Source organism: Lacinutrix himadriensis (assembly GCF_001418105.1).
Lineage (GTDB): Bacteria > Bacteroidota > Bacteroidia > Flavobacteriales > Flavobacteriaceae > Oceanihabitans > Oceanihabitans himadriense.
The window spans coordinates 411,447-432,025 of record NZ_LIQI01000027.1; the positions used below are offsets into that span (position 1 = coordinate 411,447).

The following is a 20,579-nucleotide window of genomic DNA, read 5'->3' on the forward strand; positions in this document are numbered from 1 at the left end:
TCGGGAAATATTATGAACCAATTACCAAAACATAAACAACTAATCTTATTTGATGGTGTTTGCAACTTATGCAACAGCACAGTACAATATGTGATTAAACACGATAAGAAAGATGTGTTTCGGTTTGCGGCTTTGCAAAGTGATATTGGGCAAACCATAATAGCCAAGTATCATATAGATCCTGTAAAAACGGATTCTATTCTACTCTACTCTAATGAAAATGGATTGAAAGTGAAATCTACTGCTGCATTGTATATTGCCAAGCATTTAGGTTTTCCGAATAATATAATGGTGGTGTTTTTAATTGTACCAACGTTTATACGGAATAGCGTGTACAACTACATTGCTAAAAACAGGTATAAATGGTATGGTAAAAAAGATGCTTGTATGATACCTACTCCCGAATTGAAAGATAAGTTTTTAGGATAATTAGTTAGTCGATTCTAACAAAAGGAATTTCGGAAATAGCACTTAGAATAAGTTGTCCTTCTGCATTAAAAGAATACGGAGTGTTTATTTCTTCGTCCATCAAAAGTTGTATGTTATTGCTGGTAGCATTCCATTCTATTCCTGTAGCAGAAGAAGTTGCTGTTCCATCATCATGGTATTCAGCATAAATTTTAACTCCAGAATTGTCAGCATAAAACTCAAAAGTATTAACAACACTTGCATTAGAATCTAAACGTTGCCATTCACCAACTAATGTGTTCGTTTCGTTTTGGTTGTCGTCCATATCGTTAGTACTACAAGAAAATAATGTAGCAACTATTAGTAATACGACTGCAAAACTAGATGTAATGGTGTTTTTCATTTTATAATATATAAAGACGATTAACAGGTTTTAATACCACGCTTCGTTTTAAAAATTAAATTCTTTCTACCAGAAAGTGTATTCTCAATAATATACTTGTAAGATTTCTTTCTTGTGATGGTATTTGTGTCCACTTTAAACTCTAATAACTGTACTTCGTTTATAGAAGATACAGAGATATTTTCAATGGTAATTGGAGTTGAATGTAATTCATTTACTAATTCTATATCTTGAGCAGATGCTGCAAAAAAAGAAAAAGTAACCAATAAGAGGGTTGTTACTAATTTCATGAGACCTTTAATTTATTGAAGTAAAGGTAGTGGTAGTATCTAGTATGCTAAAATATATTCGGTATAGAACAAGTATATTAGATGATGAAAAAATTATTGTAAAAAAAATCGATGAACAACCAATTCCTTTTAAATTTTGCCATAAAAACCTACTGTTTTAGAGGGGTTTTAAAATGAATAAAATTAGATTGAATGTATAATGGCTGTAAAAAGCTTTGTTAAGTAGTGTGTTGGATTACTATAAATTGAATAATTTATTCAAGCTTCTATAGGTAATACGCTCCATAACATCAAACTCTCCATCTGCAAAAAACATCGTTTTTATTTCTACAAGTAGTTTATCGATATCCTCTTTTGTGAAGTGATGTTCTTTAAGACCTGCTTGAATTTTTTGAATACTCTGATAATCATTATCTGCATCAAACTCATCATGAATTTTCTGAAAGGTTTGCATGTCTACTTTTTCAATGATCAGGTTTCTTTCTTTATTATCCTCTTCAAAATTAGAGTTTGCAGCGTATAATAAAGTATAAGCAATTAATTCGTTTTTAGTCCAATGCATCTTATTATCTTTTGTAATTAAAGCGCCGTATTCTGTCCAGGAACCATCATAAACAGCAATATTCTTATAATCTATACTATCTGCTGCTAATGCTAAAACACAAGCTGTAATTCCAGAACCACAAGAAAAAACGAGATTGTCCTCCTTAGTGGTTACGTTTTTAAATATTGTTTTTAATTGTTCTTTAGATAGTAGTTTTTTATTCTCTAATAAATCTTCAAACGGCAGGTTTATGGAATTTGGTATGCTTCCACTTCTTAAGCCTTTTCTTGGTTCAGCCACTACTCCTTTAAATCTACCTGCAGATCTTGCATCTAAGATGGTATAGTTTTTGTCTTCTTGAATTTTTAAAATATCATCAAAAAACAACATATAACCAGGTTGCTTTTTGGCTTGAAAATTACCAACTTGTACGGGATGCGTTTGTTTTATTTCAATAGGAAATCCTTTTTGTTTCCATTCTGGGAATCCGCCATTTAAAACAGCAACATTATCATAACCAAAAGCTTTAAAAAGCCACCAAACTCTGGCGCTGGAGTAAATGCCTTTTTCATCATACACTACAATTGCGGAATCTTTATTAATACCCAATTCTTGTGAAGAGGCCGTAAATTGTTCTGCAGAAGGAAATGCACTAGGAAAGGCATCATCGACATTACTAAACTTCTTTTTAATATCGAAAAATCGTGTATTTGGTATTTGATCTGTTTCGGAATCTACCTCCTTTGCATCCACTACTTTTGGTATGGTTGCATTTAAAACAACTAGATTATTAGCATGTACATTTTCATGTAACCAATCTACCGAAACAAGTGTATCATTAATGGTGATATTCGACATCATATAGCATCTATAATAATTAAGTTTTTACTTTACAGCATCATAATTATCATCCCATTCTTTTGGTTTCGGATGGTCATGAAGCTTTCCTAAAGATTTGGCAACTATCATAGAAACTGTAGCATCTCCAGTTACATTAACAACCGTTCTACACATATCTAAAGGTCTATCTACTGCAAAAATTAAGGCCAAACCAATAGGTAATAATTCTGCTGGGAAACCTATAGATTCTAAAACGATTACTAGCATTACCATTCCTGCACTTGGTACCGCAGCACTTCCAATAGAAGCTAATAAAGCTGTTGCAATAATCACTAATTGGTTCGTAAATGTTAATCCTTCTGGCCAAATTACCTGCATGATAAAAACAGCAGCAATACCTTGATATAAACTTGTTCCGTCCATATTTACGGTTGCTCCAACTGGTAATACAAACCCAGAAACTTCTTTATCTACACCTAAATGTTCTTCCACACGTTCCATAGTTACTGGTAAAGTTGCAGCACTTGAACTTGTAGAAAAAGCTAATAATTGCGCTGGAGATATTTCTTTTAAAAACCAAAGCGGCGATTTCTTAACCACAAACTTTATAAGTACTAAATAGAAACCAATCATTAAGGCCAAACCTAGCACTACACAGCCTGCGTAGTTTAATAGTTTGATTAAAATTTCGGTATCATCAAAGGCTATAATTACGTTTGCCATTAAAGCGAATACGGCATAAGGCGCAAATAACATAATTAAATCCACCATTTTCATTACGACTTCATTTAGCGAATCAAAGAAATTTATTAGCGGTTTTGCTTTTTCTTCTGCGATTAGCAATAAACAAATACCAACAAATAAAGCAAAGAAAATAACCTGAAGCATTTTTGCTTCTGCTAACGAAACGAATATATTACTCGGAAAAATATCGACTAAAGCCTGTAATGGCCCCGCATCATTTTGCGCTGTAGCTTTGGCTAATTTATCGGTAACACCGGCATCATTTTCATATTTCATTTTGATTTTAGTAATCGTATCTTGCGACATTCCAACTCCTGGTTTCACGGTATTTACAATCGTTAACCCAATTATAATAGCAATTAGCGTAGTACCAACATAAATCGCGATGGTACGTAATCCCATGGATTTAATTTTAGAAATATCTTTTAAATCGGAAATCCCTTTAATTAACGAAGCAAGAATTAACGGAACAGCAATAAGCTTTAAAAGGTTAATAAAGATTTTACCCCAAGGAGCAATCCAATCGGAAACAAAATCTTTGCCATCATACGCATTCATTATGAATCCGAAGATAATACCCAATATCATTCCTATTATTATTTTCCAATGTAATGCTAATTTCATGTTGTTTATTTTTCATTTCCGTTAGGCGGAAACTTCGTTAGTTTGTTTTTCTTCCTATTGTTTTATGTCTCCAAACCTCATAAAGATAACAATCTGTATGTTCTTCTTCTGGATTATTAATTGGTAATTCTTTCTGTATCCTTTTGGCTTTGTCATAGTCTGAAACTAATCCATACCCATTTAAATCATTTGGTAGAAAAGTTTTATCAAAACCACCACAGTTAGTCAGAGCACTTGTGTCTCCTCCAATTTCGATTAAATCATACCCTATAAAATCATAGGTAGCGTTTAAATCTGCTTTTTCTTTTCCTGGTTCTTTAATTATCGCTAGTAAATTAAAAAAGGGAATATCCTTCACATGATTCAAGACATAATCTAAGGAATTAAAATAGAACATGACCATACCGTTATCCGATATAATATAATACCACACTTCAGCCGCATCTAAATCTAATACAAATGCTAACCGGTTCAAATTTCCATCTAAAGAAACCAATTCTTTTACATGAAATAATTCTGTCCAATCTATGTATTCTTTCCAGCTAAAACCAGTGGTATTCTCGGAATCGTACGTTTTTAACGCCGTATAGTAAATCTCAGGTTTCATCGGAATGTCTATAATAATTTCAGTCTACCTACTTTCGCGGGAATTTTATTTATACATTTTGTTTAGTAAATAATAATCTGCTATAACCAATGCTGCCATTGCTTCTACAATAGGAATTGCACGAGGTACCACACAAGGATCATGTCTTCCTTTTCCTTGCATTTCTAAAACTTCGCCTTTACTATTTATGGTTTCTTGTTTTTGCATAATGGTTGCCACTGGCTTAAAAGCAACACGGAAATAAATATCCATGCCGTTACTTATTCCTCCTTGAATACCACCAGAAAGATTTGATTTCGTGGTTCCGTCTGCATTAAAAATATCGTTATGTTCGCTACCTTTCATTTTAGCACCACAAAATCCGCTACCATACTCAAAGCCTTTTACAGCATTTATAGAAAGCATGGCTTTACCAAGTTCTGCGTGTAATCTATCAAAAACAGGTTCGCCTAAACCTACTGGTACATTTTGCAGAACGCAAGTTACGGTACCACCAATAGTATCTCCTTCTTTTCTAATTTCTTTAATTCTAGCAATCATTTTCTCTGCAATTGCTTCATCCGGACAACGCACTATATTGTTTTCCGTTTTGCTAAAATCTAAATCTTGGTATGGTTTATCTATAAAAATTTCGCCTACAGAAGATGTAAACGCATTAATTTTTACATTTTTAAGTACTTGTTTTGCAATCGCTCCTGCAACTACTCTACAAGCAGTTTCACGTGCAGAACTACGTCCGCCACCTCTATAATCACGAACACCATACTTTTGATCGTAGGTGTAATCTGCGTGACTAGGACGATACACATCTTTAATATGGGTATAATCTTTAGATTTCTGGTTTGCGTTTTTAATAACAAAACCGATTGGAGTTCCTGTGGTTTGTCCTTCAAATATTCCAGATAAAAACTCTACCGTATCTGGTTCTTTACGTTGTGTTACGATTTCAGACTGTCCTGGTTTTCTTCGGTTTAATTCGTTTTGAATAGCTTCAAAATCCAATTGTATTCCCGAAGGACAACCATCTATTACGCCACCAATTGCAACGCCGTGAGATTCACCAAAAGTGCTAACTTTAAATATATTTCCAAAAGAATTTCCTGCCATTTTTATATTACGAATAGTTATTTGTGCTAATGTAAATCTATTATTAGAGAAATAAAAAAATTAATTGCACCAAATATTTTAATGCTTTAATATTCAAAATATTATATGAATATTAGTTTGAACTAATACAATATAAGCTTATTTTTGTTGCTTAAAAAAATGATTAATATGAAAAACATAAAAACCCTTTTATTATTTGCATCTGTTTTACTAATAGCTTCTTGTAGTAGTGATGATGACAATACTCCTTCTACACCAATGTCTACTTTAACGGTAAATCTTTTTGGAATTGCACCATTAGAAGGAGATGTGATATACGAAGGTTGGGTTATGGTAGACGGATCTCCTGTTTCTACAGGAAGGTTTAATACAACATCTGCCAATAACATTACTAAAACCTTTAGAGTACCAACTGCCGAATTAGATGTAGCTACTGCTTTTATTCTATCTATTGAGCCTAAAACTAATGATGATCCAGCACCGTCTAATACAAAAATTATGAGTGGTGATTTTATTGGAAATTCTAATGCTGCTACTTTAAACATTGAAAACCAATTTTCAGGTATTTTAGGAATAACTGGGAAATTTATATTAGCAACACCAACGGATGCTGTAGCGGATAACGATGAATTTGGAGTATGGTTTATGAATCCTCCTAATGCTGGATTAACTAATTTACCAACATTAGCATCTGGTTGGAAATATGAAGGATGGGTTGATATTAACGGAACTGCAATTTCTACTGGAAAATTCACAAATGCAAATTCGTCTGATGAATCTAGTTTCTTTAGTGGTAATGAGACCGCTCCATCATTTCCTGGTGAAGACTTTTTAGCAACAGGTGTTCCAATTGACGGAATTACTTTTCCTATAGATTTAAGAAATCAAAAAGTTGTTGTTTCTATTGAACCACATCCAGACAATAGTGCAAGTCCTTTTTACTTAAAGCCATTAACTGCTAATACCAACACTGCCATTGGTGGTTCTAATGTATATAGTATGACCTTAAACAATGCATCTTTTCCTTCTGGATTGGCTGTAAAATAAAGAGTATTATTTTATAATGCTTATTGAAGAACCTCCTTTTGGGAGGTTTTTTTATACAATAAATGCTCCTTTCTGTTATATTAAATCTTAATATACATAACCTAAACTTTACAATTCCCTAGTAATTATATAATTACCTGTTAATATTCAAATAACATACAAGTGTGTAATTTGAATAATAATAAAAGTTAAAATCTTACTAGTTTGAAAAAGAAAAGAAAAGTAGAAATTGCTGTTATATCCGATGTGCATTTAGGAACCTTTGGTTGTCATGCGAAACAATTACTAACTTATTTAAATAGTATAGACCCCAAAAAACTAATCCTTAATGGAGATATTATAGATATTTGGCAATTTAGCAAACGCTACTTTCCTCCTGCACATTTAAAGGTGATAAAAAAAATAATTACCATGGCGGCAAATGGTACTGAAGTCATCTATATTACTGGAAATCACGATGAAATGCTCCGGAAATTTAGTGATTCGCAAATTGGTAAAATTTCTATTGTAGATAAATATGTAACCGAACTAGATGGTAAAACAGCATGGTTTTTTCATGGTGATGTTTTTGATGTTTCCATTCAAAATGCCAAATGGCTAGCCAAACTTGGAGGTTATGGTTATGATTTTCTTATTGTTATTAACCGCTTTGTAAACTGGTGCTTAGTAAACTTAGGAAGAGAGCGTTATTCCCTTTCCAAGAAAATAAAGAATAGCGTAAAAGGTGCCATTAAATACATTCATGATTTTGAAGAAGTAGCTACAGATTTAGCAATAGAAAATGGTTATGATTATGTTATTTGCGGACATATACACCAACCAAAAATGATTGTTAAGGGGAATAAACACGGACAAACAACCTACTTGAATTCTGGCGATTGGGTGGAAAATTTCACCGCTCTAGAATATCAATTTAAACGTTGGAAAATCTACCATTACAACAAAGATAAGCTCTCCCCTTTTTTTGCTGATGAAGATATTAAAGAAATGGAAATGAAAGATTTAATTGCCGCAATAACCATTGTAGATCAAAACAAGAAGAAATTAGATTAGCGCTTCTTTTAAAATGGTAATAGGATGCAATGCCTCACGTTGTGTTCCATCTTTTATCTGATGCCTACAACTGGTTCCATTTGCAGCAATAAGAGTCTCTTTACTTGCTTTTCGAACAGCTGGAAATAGCGTTTGTTCCCCAATTTGCATACTTACTTCATAATGCTCTTTTTCATACCCAAAACTTCCAGCCATACCACAACAACCACTTGGTATAATGGTTACTTTGTAATTCTCGGGAAGGTTTAAAACCGCAAAACTAGAAAGCTGATTTGCCTGTGCCTTTTGATGGCAATGTCCATGAAACTTAATCGTTTTCGCTTCTTTAGTAAATTGCGAAGCTTTTATATTTCCTAGTTTGATTTCTTGCTGAATAAATTCTTCAATCAAAAAGGTGTTTTTTGCAATTTTTTCTGCGGAAACTTTATCGTCCACAAGCTTTATATATTCATCTTTAAAGCTTAAAATAGCGGAAGGTTCTATACCTATCAACGGTGTTTCATTAGTGATCAAATCTTTAAAAATAGCAACGTTTTTATTCGCTACATTTTTGGCTTGTTTTAATAATCCTTTCGATATAAAAGTCCGACCAGATTCTTCATGATTAATTAGCTTTACTTTATAATTTAAGTCCGTTAAAAGCGATATAGCATCTACTCCAATTGGTGTATCTAAAAAGTTAGTAAACTCATCATTAAATAAATAAACCGTTTTAATATTTTTTTCATCAACTTTCTGTATAATAGTGTTTTGAAATAACTTACTTAAACTTTTACTTGAAATTAAAGGCAAGTTTCTTTCTTTAGCAATTCCAAAAGATTTTTTTAATACCGAAGCCGTATACGTATTGGAAAACACAAAATTGGTAAGCTTTGGAAAATGACTTCCAAACTTGTTTAATTGGTTGTTATAGGCGAACAATTTAGTACGTAATGAAACCCCATTTTCTTTCTGATATTGGTATTGAAATTCGGCTTTCAAACTAGCTACATCTACACTACTCGGACACTCGCTAGAACATGCTTTACAGCTTAGGCATAAATCGAAAACCTGCTTTAATTCTTGATGGTTAAATTTATTGGGTTTATCGGAATTGGTTAGAAACTCACGTAATGCATTTGCTCTTGCTCTTGTGGTATCTTTTTCGTTTCTGGTGGCTCTGTAACTCGGACACATGGTTCCTCCAAATTCCGGTAATTTTCTACAATCTCCAGAACCGTTACATTTTTCGGTTTCTCGAAGTATACCTTCCGATTTGGAGAAATCCAGTATCGTTTCAATAACTGGTTCTACTCTGTCTGGTTGATATCGCAAACTTTCATCCATAGGATAAGCATCTACAATTTTCCCTGGATTAAAGATATTTCCTGGATCGAAAGTTGTTTTAATACGTTTTAAAATCTCATAATTAGTAGCACCAATCATTAACGGAATAAACTCTGCACGAACAATACCATCACCATGTTCGCCACTCATCGACCCATTGTACTTTTTCACTAGCTTGGCTACATCTGTTGTTATTTTTCTAAACAGAATAACATCTTCTTTTTCCTTTAAGTTTAAAATCGGTCTTAAATGCAATTCTCCAGCTCCGGCATGCGCATAATACACCGCTTTTTGATTGTAGGTTTTCATTAAAGCCGTAAAATCTTCAATATAATTTGCTAAGTCAGGAAGCGCAACCGCAGTATCTTCAATACATGCAACGGTTTTTTTATCTCCAATCATATTACCCAATAAACCTAATCCCGCTTTTCGCAACTCGACCGCTTTATCAATTTCAACACCTAATAACAAGGCATTTGCATAACTTAAACCTTGCTCTTCAATGGCTTTAATAAGTGCTTCGGCATGATTTTTTGCTTCCTGAATCGTATTTCCTTTTACTTCACACATTAAAATAGCTTCTGGATCCCCTTGGATAAACTGCCTGTTTTCTTCTTGCGTTTTATTGTGTTTGGTTAAATCTAAAATGGTTTTATCCATCATTTCACACGTATGCAAATCATGTTGCATCACAACGGTTACACTTTTCAAGCAATCTGCAACACTTTTAAAATGCGCAGCAACCATAACACTTTCGGCTGGAGGAAGTACATCTAATTTTAGGGTGATTTGTGTGGTAAATGCAAGCGTACCTTCGCTACCAGAAAGTAATTTACACATGTTGAAATTGGAAGTTGCATCTGAAAAAACAGACGCTTTTATCAATTCATCCATCGCGTAACCGGTATTTCTTCGGTGTATTTCCGGATTTGGAAACTCGTTTTTTATTTGAAGTTGCACGGCTTCCGAAGCTAATTCGGAATATAAAGATGCATATATGTTACCTTCTAAAGTATCTAGTTTTGTTTTGTCTTTAAATGCTTCCGAAGACAATTCCGTAAAGACAACATCACTTTCATCACTTAAAATAGTATGCAATTCCAACACTTTATCTCTGGTTACTCCGTATTGAATAGAGGTGGTTCCTGAAGAGTTATTCCCAACCATTCCGCCAATCATACAGCGATTAGACGTGGAAGTATTTGGTCCGAAAAACAACCCAAAAGGTTTTAAATAATTATTAAGAGAATCTCTAACAACTCCTGGTTGCACAGTAACCGTTTTCTCCTTTTCGTTTACACGTATAATCTTTGTAAAATGTTTAGAAACATCTACTACAATTCCATCTCCAACACATTGTCCTGCTAAAGATGTACCAGCAGTTCTTGGGATTAAAGAAGTTTTATTTTCTTTCGAAAAACGAATAAGTAGCTTTATATCGTTGTTATCTTTAGGAAAAGCCACAGCAACAGGTAATTTTCTATACACCGAAGCATCTGTTGCATAAATAGAACGCATTAAATCGTCAAAGTACAAATCGCCAAGTAGTTGGGTTTGTAAATTTTTTAAAGCATCGTTAATAGTGTTGTTCATTTAATAATTTTTGAAAATAAAAGGCTTAAATTTACGTTTAGTTTGCCAATAATTAAGAAACAAGTGCGTTATTATTTAACAAGAATAAAATTATAGCCTTATGAAAACAAGATTTTTAATTGTAATTGCTTTATTTGGATTTACCCTTTCTACAACTGCTCAAGAAATAGCAGAAAACGCAATAGGTTTAAGACTGGGAGACGCCAATGGAATAGGTGCTAGCATCTCTTACCAACGTGCCATTTTAGAAAACAACAGACTAGAAGTAGATTTTGGTTGGAGTAACGATAGGGATTATAATGGCATCAAAGCCGTGGGATTGTTTCAATGGGTGAAGCCAATTCAAGGCGATTTTAATTGGTACTTTGGTGCTGGAGCTGGTTTTGCTAGTTATAAATTTGATTCTCGCGGAAATAGAAACTATAACGACTCTTTTGTTTTTGCTTCTGGTGATATTGGCGTAGAATACAAATTCGATTTTCCTTTACTATTATCTTTAGACCTAAGACCAGAACTAGGTTTTGGTGATGGTGCTTACGACAATAATAATCTAGATATAGATGTTGGTGTTAGTGCGCGTTATACGTTTTAATCTTTAATTAAACATCTGCTAAGTGTTCTTTCGTAAATAGCTTCGTATTGCGGAACAATATTGTGTATATCAAATTTTCCAGCCTCTTTTTTAGCATTTGCTTTAAAAGTGTTCAATCTTTCTGGATCACTTAAAACGTAGATTGCATTTTTAGACATGTCTTCTACATCTCCAACATCACTTAAATAACCTGTAACTCCTTGTATATTTACTTCTGGGATTCCTCCTGTATTACTAGATATTACTGGAACTCCTGATACCATTGCTTCTAAAGCTGCAAGACCAAAACTTTCGGTTTCACTTGGCAATAGGAATAGATCACTAAAGCAAAGAATTTTATCTATTTCGTTACTCTGACCAAAAAAGACTACTTTTTCAGAAATGCCAAGTTTTTCACATAATAATTCTGCTTTTTCCTTTTCAGGACCTTCGCCAACCATCATTAATTTTGCTGGTATTTCTTTTTGAATGTTATAAAATACATGAACAATATCTTCAATTCTTTTTACCGGACGAAAATTACTAATGTGTGTAATTATTTTTTCATCATCGTTTGCCATCATACCTCTTTGACAGTCTGTAAAACCATGATTATACTTACTTACATCAATAAAATTAGTAACTACATCAATTTCATTTTTAATATCAAACAAACGTAGCGTATCGTCTTTTAAACTTTGGGAAACCGCAGTAACAGCATCTGATTTATTAATACTAAAAGTTACTGCTGGTTTATAAAAAGGATGCGAACCAACTAGTGTAATATCTGTTCCGTGAAGCGTAGTCACTATTGGGACATAAATATCTTCTTCACGCAACATTTTTTGCGCCATATATGCTGCATAGGCATGCGGAATGGCGTAATGCACATGCAATACTTCAATTTTATGAAGCTTCACCATATCTACTAATTTACTAGATAAAGCAAGCTCATAAGGTTGGTAATGAAATAAAGGATATTCTGGTACATTTACTTCATGATAATGCACATTGTTCCCTAACAATTCCAATCTAACGGGCTGATTATAGGTTATAAAATGAATTTCATGTCCACGTTTAGATAGTTGAATACCTAATTCTGTGGCTACTACTCCACTTCCTCCAAATGTTGGGTAACAAACAATTCCTATTTTCATTATTACGCCTGCGAAAGCAGGTAACTTTTTAATTAAACTTTTATTGAACTCCTCTTTCTTTTAATTTTCTTATACGAAAATCAAAATGCATTCTCCTCTTTAAGAAAAAGAAGAGAGCTATACATATTTAGCTTTTATTGATTGTTCTAAATTTTTATTACTAAACTTAAAAACGCATGAAACGTTCTAACTTTATCACAATAAACACCTGTAACTTTAAGTACTTATACCTTTCGAACTCTAAATACTTTTCTATTAATCTATAATAGCTTCGTAAATAGCTGCTTGAATATTGGTTCTAATATCCTCTCTTAACAATAGATTCTTTCCAGCTTTTGGATAGGTTCTATTTGCTAAAAACACGTATACAATTTCTTCTTCTGGATCTGCCCAAGCGTAAGTTCCTGTAAATCCGGAATGCCCAAAACTCGTCATAGAAATCAACCACAAGTTGGTCCAGCATCTCCTAATTGCGGTTTATCGAAACCAATTCCTCTTCTATTATTGTCATCGCAATAATAACAGGTATTAAACTTATCTATGGTTTCTGGTTTTAAATAACGCTTACCACCATAAAATCCTTTTTGCAAATACATTTGCATGATTTTAGCAACATCATTGGCATTACTAAAAATACCTGCATGACCACCAATACCACCTTGCATTGCCGCTCCCATATCATGTACATAGCCTTGAATTTTTTGGTATCTATAATAATCGTCTTCTTCCGTTGGAACAATATTTTTATTACTTACCTTATTATTAGGATTGTACATGGTATAATTTGCACCTAATGACTCGAAAAAATGATCTTTAGCCAATTCATCTAAAGGTTTGTCGTAATGTTCCTCAATAAATTTCTTTAAAATATAATAAGGTAGATCACTATAGCGATAACGCTGTCTAGAAAGCAAGTCGGTATCTTTAATTATTTCCTGAATGGAATCTTTATAATCTTTACGCATGTATAATTCATCTGCTACTTTAACACTGAATTCTGGATCGAAATGTTTTCTGTAGTATTTTGGATCCGGACGTTTGGTAACGGAATCTAATGTGGCATAATAAAAAGGAATCCAAGGTTTTAATCTTGCATAATGCGAAAGCATTCTTTTAATCGTTACATCCTTTTTGTTAGACGTTTTATATTCCGGAAGCATCTCAGACAGTTTACTATCTAAAGAAACGATTCCTTGTTCTTCTAACTCCATTAACAATGGCAATGTCCCTAGTATTTTAGTTAAGGAAGCAACATCATAAATATCATCAAATTTTACTTTTTCTCCATTTTTGCTATAGCTATGTTTTCCGAAGTTTTTATTATAAATCACTTTTCCTTTTCTAGCGATTAGCAATTGAATTCCTGGTGTCATCCCGCCATTTACAGCATGATTTGCAATAGAATCTATTTTCTTTAATCTAGAAGAACTCATACCTACACGCTCTGGAATGGTATATGATAATCTACTTACTTCATTATATAAATCTCCTTGACCAACCGCATAATCCACGCCTGCGGAAACTGGCAAAGTACCTTTTGCTGGTAATGCTCCAAATATAATTTGTGCCGATTTTTGTTGTGCTATTTCGCTATTTTGATAACTAACAACAACACTCCTAATATTATTAATTGGATCTATATCTAAAAGCGCATAAGGTTTCACAAAAACATCTAGTATAACCGTATTGTTTTTAGCGATTTCGATTAGCCATTTTAATTCTTTTTCTGTGAACTTGTAACTTTTCCAAGGATTATCATTAGATCGATGCAAACCAATAATAACCGTGTTATAAGGCTTAAGCTTATTTAAAAGCGTCTCTAAATTATCTGCTTTAATTTCGTGTACACGTGTATATTTTCTAAGCTCATTATAAAAAGCAGTCCCATCTGCGTCACCAAACTTCACATAAGCAATGCTTTTCGTTTCTAACTGTTGCAATGGTAAGATTCCGGATTTGTTTTCGGCAACTGTAATGGCATTCTCCAAAAGCTCTTCATATAAAGCATCATCTTTAATTCTATTTAAATCTGCAACCAGATTTGTAGTTCCAATTGGGGAATAATTATTTAAGCCGACTTTATATTTTGCTTGTAATATCTTTTTAACCGAATGTGCTAAACGCTCTTCCGTAATTTTCCCTTTACCGAAAGCATCCATAAATTTAGCGATTCCTTTTTCTGGATCTTCAGACATTAGCATCACATCATTACCAGCTAAAAACGACATTAAATCAATTTCTCCTCCTGTAATAATCGTTTTAGAAGTATTTCCGTCAACAGATTTTTCAATATAATCTGCAGCTCCTTTCATGGTTAAGGCATCTGTAAAAATTAAACCTTTAAAACCTAAACGTTCTTTTAAAATATCGGTAACAATATGTTTGGATAAAGAGGAAGGAAATCCTTCGCGGCTCTCTAAACTTGGTACATTTAAATGCGCAACCATCACGCTAGACAAACCTTCGGTTATTAGTTTTCGGTACGGATATAGCTCTACAGAATCGATGCGTTTTTCATCAAAAAGAACCGATGGTAAGGTTTTATGCGAATCGCTTTCGGTATCTCCATGACCTGGAAAATGTTTCGCGTTTGCTAAAACTCCGGCACTTTGCATCCCTTTCATAAAAGCCAAGGCTTTTTCGGTAACATTATCTCTATCTTCACCAAAGGAGCGATTTCCAATAATTGGGTTTTTCGGATTGGTATTAATATCTACAACAGGAGCAAAATTAAAATGTACTCCTAAACGTTTGCAATGCTCTCCTATTTGTCTTCCCGTTTGCTCTACTAATTGTTTATTTTTAATGGCACCAAGTGTCATATTCCAAGGGAATGCATAGGTGGAATCTAAGCGCATGCTTAAACCCCATTCGGCATCCATACCAACCAACAAAGGAATTTTAGATGCTGCTTGTAATTCATTATTTAGTTTCGCTTGTCTTACTGGTCCGCCGTTAGAATAAATTACGCCACCAATTTTTTGCTTGATAATTAAATCTACAACCTTGGCTTTATTTTTAGCATCTTGATTAGAAAAAACCTGAACCATAAAAAGTTGTCCGATTTTCTCTTTAAGTGTCATGCTATTATAAACGCTATCTACCCATTTATTTTGAGAAATACCATCCCCTTTTAAAAGCGGATTATACTCTTGAGCATGACTAAAAATGGGAAAAAATAATATGGAAAATAATATATAGTGACGACGCATAAAATTGTTTAATAAATATAGCTTAAAAACTATGCCAAAATAACATTTTTAAAACGAAGTTTTACGGACTTTATGATAGATTTTAGAAGAATTATTAACTAAGGCATTAATAAACAGGATTAATCCATAACAAACTTAAAAGCGATAGCGAATATATTTGCAGATAAACCAGTATTCCGTTTGTAGTTATGGTATTTAAAATCGACATTCTTTAGTCCAAATTTCCAGATTTTAAAATTTGTAAAAATATCGGTATATGAAACTCCGAAACCATATTGATTGGCTGAGAATTTTGACAAATCATAATCGGAAGTATAAAATTCACTCGTAGATACGTTTTCTTCATAAGGAGCAAAATAGTCTGCTGCAGTCTGATTATAAAATCGATACGAAGGATAAAGTGTAAACTTGGAAGTTATTTTAATAGGCAATTCTACATTGGCTGTATGTGAGTTAATTCCCCAATCATCAAAGTAATATCGGTAATACGTTCTTAAAGAAACGGTTTCGTTTATATAATAATTAAAACGCATTCCTAACGGAATTTTAAATCTACTATCTGGTAGTCTTTCTATATCATCTGCTAACTGAAATACGTCTTTATTGCTAGAAGAAGTATAATTAGCAATACTTGCCGCATTACCAATATAATAATTATCTACATCGCCAAAATACACACGTTGCATTGGGTTTGCGAGCCATCCATCTTGTTTCACTAAATCGAAAAACAACGACATTTGTGCTTTTTTGCTTAATATTTGAGAAAAACTAAAAGACAGCGAATACGAATTTCTAGCCTTATCTTTTATCAAATCGAAACCAGTAACAGGACTCCAATTTGTACTTGTATTTCCATTTTGATCTAATATATCTACTCCTTGAAAAAGACCTTGATTCAAATTGCCATTCGTTTGTTTATACGCATCCAATTCAACAGGATATACAGGTTTCCAAGTATCTAAATAGACATTTGCTTTCACTCCTATTTCTGTGTTTTTCTCGTTGAAGAGTTTTGCGAAACCACCTCCCAAACCGATAGAAGTGTAATCATATTCATTAGCAAAAGAAACATTGGCACTCCAAATATTATTTCTGTCGTCTGAACTATGCGAATACCCTACATTAAGACTTGCCCAAGTATCTTGTTGCGAAGCACCCGAAGAAGCTACCCAAGGACTTCCTTCACTAGCCCCATCAAATGGATCTAAATTACTAGAAGAGGCAGAAGAATAGGAAGAAATCCCTGCATCAATAGTTAAAACTTCATCTGCACTTAATGGCAAACTAACAATTATTGTTGGTGTAAAATCGGTTAATTCTTCAGATCCAATTCCTCCTGTAACAGATGCATTATCGCCATCTTGCGAATAATAACTCGTTAGAAAATCTACTTCTGTAGTTTCTAAAACACGCTTTTTATATACCGCTGTAGAATCTTGCTGCGCAAAAGTGTTTCCAATTGCAAATAAAACTACTAAGGTTAAAATATTTTTCATAATTATTTTTAATATAATGAGATCCCATTTTACAATGGGATAAGTTCAACTTACGTTTTTATAAAACAAAAACTTGTTACCCTTAGTTACAACCACAGCCTCCGCCAGATTTACCTCCATTTGCTCCAGAAGCAGCTTCACGATAGACTTGAAAATTGGTTTCAAAACGATCTACTTTTTTTTGTGACAAATCCATATCTGGATCATTTATATACACTTTTTCATATTCCTTTACAGCAACACAAGAACTACATGAACTATAATTCCTATTACTAATAAGCCTTTTTTAATCATGATTATTTTGCTTTAATTCTATGTGGTTGGATGTAATAATTTTATTGTCACCATCAACAATAATACACTCTACATCTTTTAGTTGGTTTATAAAATCTAATCCTACTTCTACGCCCATTACAAAAACTGAAGTTGCCAAAGCATCTGCTAATTCTGCAGATTTAGTAAAAATGGAAACACTCAAAATCCCTTTACTTGGATAGCCTGTTCTAGGATCTATTATATGGGAATACAATTCTCCGTCAAAGGATACATATTTTTCATAATTACCAGAAGTCACTACAGCTTGATTATGAACTGGCAACCAAGAAAATACTTTGTTTTTATTTAAAGGATTTACAATGGCAACCATCCAATCTTTATTATTTGGTTGTTTTCCCCATGCGTTTAAATCGCCAGACGCATTAATAATTCCTGCTTTCACTCCTTTGCTTTGCAATAAAATCTTAGCTTTATCTGCGGCATACCCTTTACCAATGGCTCCAAAGCCAATTTTCATTCCCTTACGTTTTAAAAACACGGTTTGTTCTTTGTGATCTAAGAGAATGTTTTGATATCCTACTTTATCGACAGATTTCTTAATGATTTCTTCGGAAGGCATAGCCGTCATAGAACCATCAAACTTCCAAATTTTATCCATAGAAGCATAACTAATATCAAAAGCACCACTAGTCAATTTTGAGATTTTTAAAGCACGTTCTATTAATTGAAACAATTCAGAAGCTACTTTTACAGGTGCAATTCCTGCTTGACTATTTATTAATGACGTTTGTGAGTTTTCATCCCAAGAGGAAATTAATTTTTCTATTCTTGAAATTTCTGCGACTGCAATATGAATAGATTCTTCTCCTTCTTCTTTAGTATTTGCTACCACTGAAATATCAAAACGACTTCCCATTAGTTTCATAGTTTCCGAATAAACCTCTTGTGAAAAAGAAGATGAAAACACTAAAAAAGCTATTATGAAAAGTGAATTTTTCAAAAGTTATTTAATTTATTAAAGTATTTTTTCGGAGTAGATTTTTCGTAACCAGAATTTCCTACAACTTCTCCTTTATCGTTTAAAACAACAACAAAAGGGAAATACCCATTAGGATTATACTTCTCTGCTAATTTATTATTGTGTGCTTGTAATTCTGGAGTTAATTTGTTTCCTTTTCGTTTTGGAAAATCTGCTTGTAGCATGACAAATTTATTTTTTGCCAAAGTTTGAAACTCTGCGGTACTCCAAACTTCTTTATCTAGTTTAATGCAAGGTGCACACCAATCGGATCCTTGAAAAACTAAAACTATTTTTTGATTGTTTTGCGTAGCTAACGCTTTGGCTTCGTCAAAATTTGTTAGCCATTCTTGTGCAAAGCTAGATACTGAAAAGAACAGCATAAAAGCGATAGCAATTATCTTTTTCATATAACTGGATTTAATATGTAAATAAAGAAAAAAGTAAATACATATTTTGTAACAATAGTTACATAGTCGCAAAAAAATAAATAGCCTTACTCTATTAAATCGATATGTCTATCGTGATAGCCTAAAAGATATAAAACACCATCTAATCCGATACTAGAAATAGAACTCTGCGCATTGTCTTTTACTGTAGGTTTGGCATGAAAAGCGATACCTAAACCAGCTAAACTTAGCATTGGTAGATCGTTTGCTCCATCACCAACAGCAATAGTCTGACTAATATCTATACCTTCTTTGATTGCGATTTCTTTAAGGTATTCAGCCTTTTTGTTTCCATCGACAATATCACCAAGATAACCCCCTGTTAACACACCATCTTTAATCTCTAATTGGTTGGCATACACATAATCCATACCTAATTCTTTTTGTAGGTAATGTCCAAAATAAGTAAAACCACCAGAAAGAATAGCCGTTTTAAACCCGTATTTTTTTAAGGTATCTATCAGTCTTTTTGCTCCTTTGGTTATTGGTAAATTAATGGCAACATCATGCAATACGTCTTCGCTTAAACCTTTAAGCAGCTTCATGCGTTGTATAAAACTTTCGTTAAAGTCGATTTCTCCTTGCATGGCAGATTCTGTAATCGCTTTCACTTCATCTCCAACACCTGCTAGCTCTGCAAGCTTATCAATAACTTCTGCCTGAATCAAAGTAGAATCCATATCAAAACACACTAAACGTCTGTTACGTCTATAAATATTGTCTTCTTGAAAAGCAATATCTACATCTAAATCCCTAGAAATCTGCATGAATTTAGAAGCAAGGCCTTGTTTGTCTTGTATTTTTCCTCGAATAGATAGTTGGATAGATGCTCTAGGATACTCTTCCTGCATCACAAGTGAGGTACGACCTGTGAGTCTTTTTATAGCATCAATATTTAAATTTTGTTCAGAGATCACTTTGGTCACTTCTGAAATTTGTTCTGCCGCCAATTTTTCACCTAAAACAGTAACGATATAACGATCTTTTCCTTGAAGGGAAACCCATTTTTCGTAATCTTCTAGAGATATTGGCGTAAATTTGGCGGTAACGCCAAGTTCGTAAGCTTTAAAAAGTAAATCTTTTAAAACTGCTGCTGATTTTTTTTTAGAACCAATTTCAAAAAGGAAACCTAAAGAAAGTGTATTATGAATGTTTGCTTGACCAATATCTAAAATCTTAGCTCCATAATCTGCTAAAACACCTGTTAAACTTGAAGTTAGTCCTGGTTTGTCTGGTCCAGAAATGTTTAATAAAAAAATTTCGTTGGTCATGCTTACTGTTTATTTACTATACTTAATTTAAAAATCTACTATGCCAACTTTCGCTAGCAGGAACCTCCCAATTTTCTTTAAATTCGGCAACCGTGTTTATTAGATTATTAAAAACAATCGTGTTTTTAGAAACCGCTTTATCTTTAGCCATTTTTCTAAAATCGGTTAACGTCTTGTATGCAATGAATTCTCCTTGCTTGTAGGAAACATTCATTTTATCCATTAAATCTACGTTGTATTCCTTTTCTAATTGTTGAATAAAATGAACAGACGCATCAATAGAACAGCCTGTTGCATTATTCATGTCTTGGTTTAAACCAATAACAATAAATCGCTTATAAACAATTTGATGTCCAGCTTGTAGATCTGCACCATGCGCTGCCCAGTTTTCGACAAATATATTTAGCTTATTTGAAATTTCTTCTATTTCTTGTTCGGAAAAAGAACGGTTTGCTTGGTAGATCCAAACACGAGATTCTTCTGGTAATGTATTAAAGTCTACTAGCATTTTTTTTTGATAAATGAATATGAATGAACGATTGC

General features: G+C 33.2%; 18 protein-coding genes and 1 pseudogene. 4 read left to right on the forward strand and 15 right to left on the reverse strand.

Annotation, left to right across the window (positions count from 1 at the left end):
• Nucleotides 1–12: 12 nt before the first annotated feature.
• Complete coding sequence (locus AMD28_RS15020) at nt 13–429, forward strand: thiol-disulfide oxidoreductase DCC family protein (protein WP_055444944.1); 417 nt, start codon at nt 13–15, stop codon at nt 427–429.
• Between the two features lie 4 nt (nt 430–433).
• Here the strand turns inward: AMD28_RS15020 and AMD28_RS15025 are convergent, their stop codons facing one another.
• The 6 genes from AMD28_RS15025 to aroC all read right to left on the reverse strand — a co-directional run bounded on the left by AMD28_RS15025 (nt 434) and on the right by aroC (nt 5,567).
• Entirely contained in the window at nt 434–811 is a 378-nt protein-coding gene (locus AMD28_RS15025) for a hypothetical protein (RefSeq protein ID WP_055444945.1), read from the reverse strand.
• Between the two features lie 20 nt (nt 812–831).
• Nucleotides 832–1,101, reverse strand: coding sequence for a hypothetical protein (locus AMD28_RS15030; RefSeq protein ID WP_055444946.1), 270 nt, complete (start codon nt 1,099–1,101; stop codon nt 832–834).
• 238 nt (nt 1,102–1,339) lie between these two features.
• Nucleotides 1,340–2,506 (reverse strand): sulfurtransferase, encoded by a 1,167-nt coding sequence (locus tag AMD28_RS15035; RefSeq protein WP_241492529.1) that lies wholly within the window; start codon nt 2,504–2,506, stop codon nt 1,340–1,342.
• A gap of 24 nt (nt 2,507–2,530) precedes the next feature.
• Complete coding sequence (locus AMD28_RS15040; RefSeq protein ID WP_055444947.1) at nt 2,531–3,853, reverse strand: dicarboxylate/amino acid:cation symporter; 1,323 nt, start codon at nt 3,851–3,853, stop codon at nt 2,531–2,533.
• Nucleotides 3,854–3,890: 37 nt separating this feature from the next.
• A complete protein-coding gene (locus AMD28_RS15045; RefSeq protein ID WP_055444948.1) occupies nt 3,891–4,460 on the reverse strand; it encodes a hypothetical protein in 570 nt (189 codons plus the stop codon).
• A 45-nt stretch (nt 4,461–4,505) separates the two neighbouring features.
• Nucleotides 4,506–5,567: a chorismate synthase gene (aroC, locus tag AMD28_RS15050; RefSeq protein WP_055444949.1), complete on the reverse strand. Its 1,062-nt coding sequence runs from the start codon at nt 5,565–5,567 to the stop codon at nt 4,506–4,508.
• 168 nt (nt 5,568–5,735) lie between these two features.
• On the opposite strand from aroC, the gene AMD28_RS15055 reads away from it, so the two are divergent.
• Both AMD28_RS15055 and AMD28_RS15060 read left to right on the forward strand, forming a co-directional pair.
• Complete coding sequence (locus AMD28_RS15055; protein ID WP_055444950.1) at nt 5,736–6,614, forward strand: hypothetical protein; 879 nt, start codon at nt 5,736–5,738, stop codon at nt 6,612–6,614.
• Between the two features lie 204 nt (nt 6,615–6,818).
• On the forward strand, nt 6,819–7,667 hold the full coding sequence (locus AMD28_RS15060; protein ID WP_055444951.1) for a UDP-2,3-diacylglucosamine diphosphatase: 849 nt from the start codon (nt 6,819–6,821) through the stop codon (nt 7,665–7,667).
• On the opposite strand, the gene AMD28_RS15065 is transcribed toward AMD28_RS15060, so the two are convergent.
• Complete coding sequence (locus AMD28_RS15065) at nt 7,659–10,586, reverse strand: FAD-binding and (Fe-S)-binding domain-containing protein (RefSeq protein ID WP_055444952.1); 2,928 nt, start codon at nt 10,584–10,586, stop codon at nt 7,659–7,661. The genes AMD28_RS15060 and AMD28_RS15065 overlap by 9 nt on opposite strands.
• Nucleotides 10,587–10,686: 100 nt before the next feature.
• Between AMD28_RS15065 and AMD28_RS15070 the strand changes: the two genes are divergently transcribed.
• Entirely contained in the window at nt 10,687–11,178 is a 492-nt protein-coding gene (locus tag AMD28_RS15070; protein WP_055444953.1) for a hypothetical protein, read from the forward strand.
• On the opposite strand, the gene bshA is transcribed toward AMD28_RS15070, so the two are convergent.
• The 8 genes and pseudogenes from bshA to AMD28_RS15110 form a co-directional block, all read right to left on the reverse strand.
• On the reverse strand, nt 11,175–12,314 hold the full coding sequence (gene bshA, locus AMD28_RS15075) for an N-acetyl-alpha-D-glucosaminyl L-malate synthase BshA (RefSeq protein WP_055444954.1): 1,140 nt from the start codon (nt 12,312–12,314) through the stop codon (nt 11,175–11,177). The genes AMD28_RS15070 and bshA overlap by 4 nt on opposite strands.
• 255 nt (nt 12,315–12,569) lie before the next feature.
• Nucleotides 12,570–15,526: pseudogene (locus AMD28_RS15080) on the reverse strand (glycoside hydrolase family 3 N-terminal domain-containing protein).
• A 119-nt stretch (nt 15,527–15,645) separates the two neighbouring features.
• Nucleotides 15,646–17,022 (reverse strand): DUF3570 domain-containing protein, encoded by a 1,377-nt coding sequence (locus tag AMD28_RS15085; RefSeq protein WP_055444955.1) that lies wholly within the window; start codon nt 17,020–17,022, stop codon nt 15,646–15,648.
• An 82-nt stretch (nt 17,023–17,104) separates the two neighbouring features.
• Nucleotides 17,105–17,299: a DUF4266 domain-containing protein gene (locus AMD28_RS18545; protein WP_055444956.1), complete on the reverse strand. Its 195-nt coding sequence runs from the start codon at nt 17,297–17,299 to the stop codon at nt 17,105–17,107.
• Between the two features lie 9 nt (nt 17,300–17,308).
• Nucleotides 17,309–18,298 carry an FAD:protein FMN transferase gene (locus AMD28_RS15095; protein ID WP_055444957.1) on the reverse strand — a complete coding sequence of 330 codons (990 nt, stop codon included), beginning with the start codon at nt 18,296–18,298 and terminating at the stop codon, nt 17,309–17,311.
• Nucleotides 18,295–18,726: a thioredoxin family protein gene (locus AMD28_RS15100; RefSeq protein WP_055444958.1), complete on the reverse strand. Its 432-nt coding sequence runs from the start codon at nt 18,724–18,726 to the stop codon at nt 18,295–18,297. The genes AMD28_RS15095 and AMD28_RS15100 overlap by 4 nt, the downstream gene beginning before the upstream one ends.
• 86 nt (nt 18,727–18,812) lie before the next feature.
• Nucleotides 18,813–20,036, reverse strand: a complete 1,224-nt coding sequence (gene serB, locus AMD28_RS15105; protein WP_055444959.1) for a phosphoserine phosphatase SerB — start codon at nt 20,034–20,036, stop codon at nt 18,813–18,815.
• Between the two features lie 22 nt (nt 20,037–20,058).
• Nucleotides 20,059–20,544 (reverse strand): hypothetical protein, encoded by a 486-nt coding sequence (locus AMD28_RS15110; RefSeq protein WP_055444960.1) that lies wholly within the window; start codon nt 20,542–20,544, stop codon nt 20,059–20,061.
• Nucleotides 20,545–20,579: the final 35 nt, after the last annotated feature.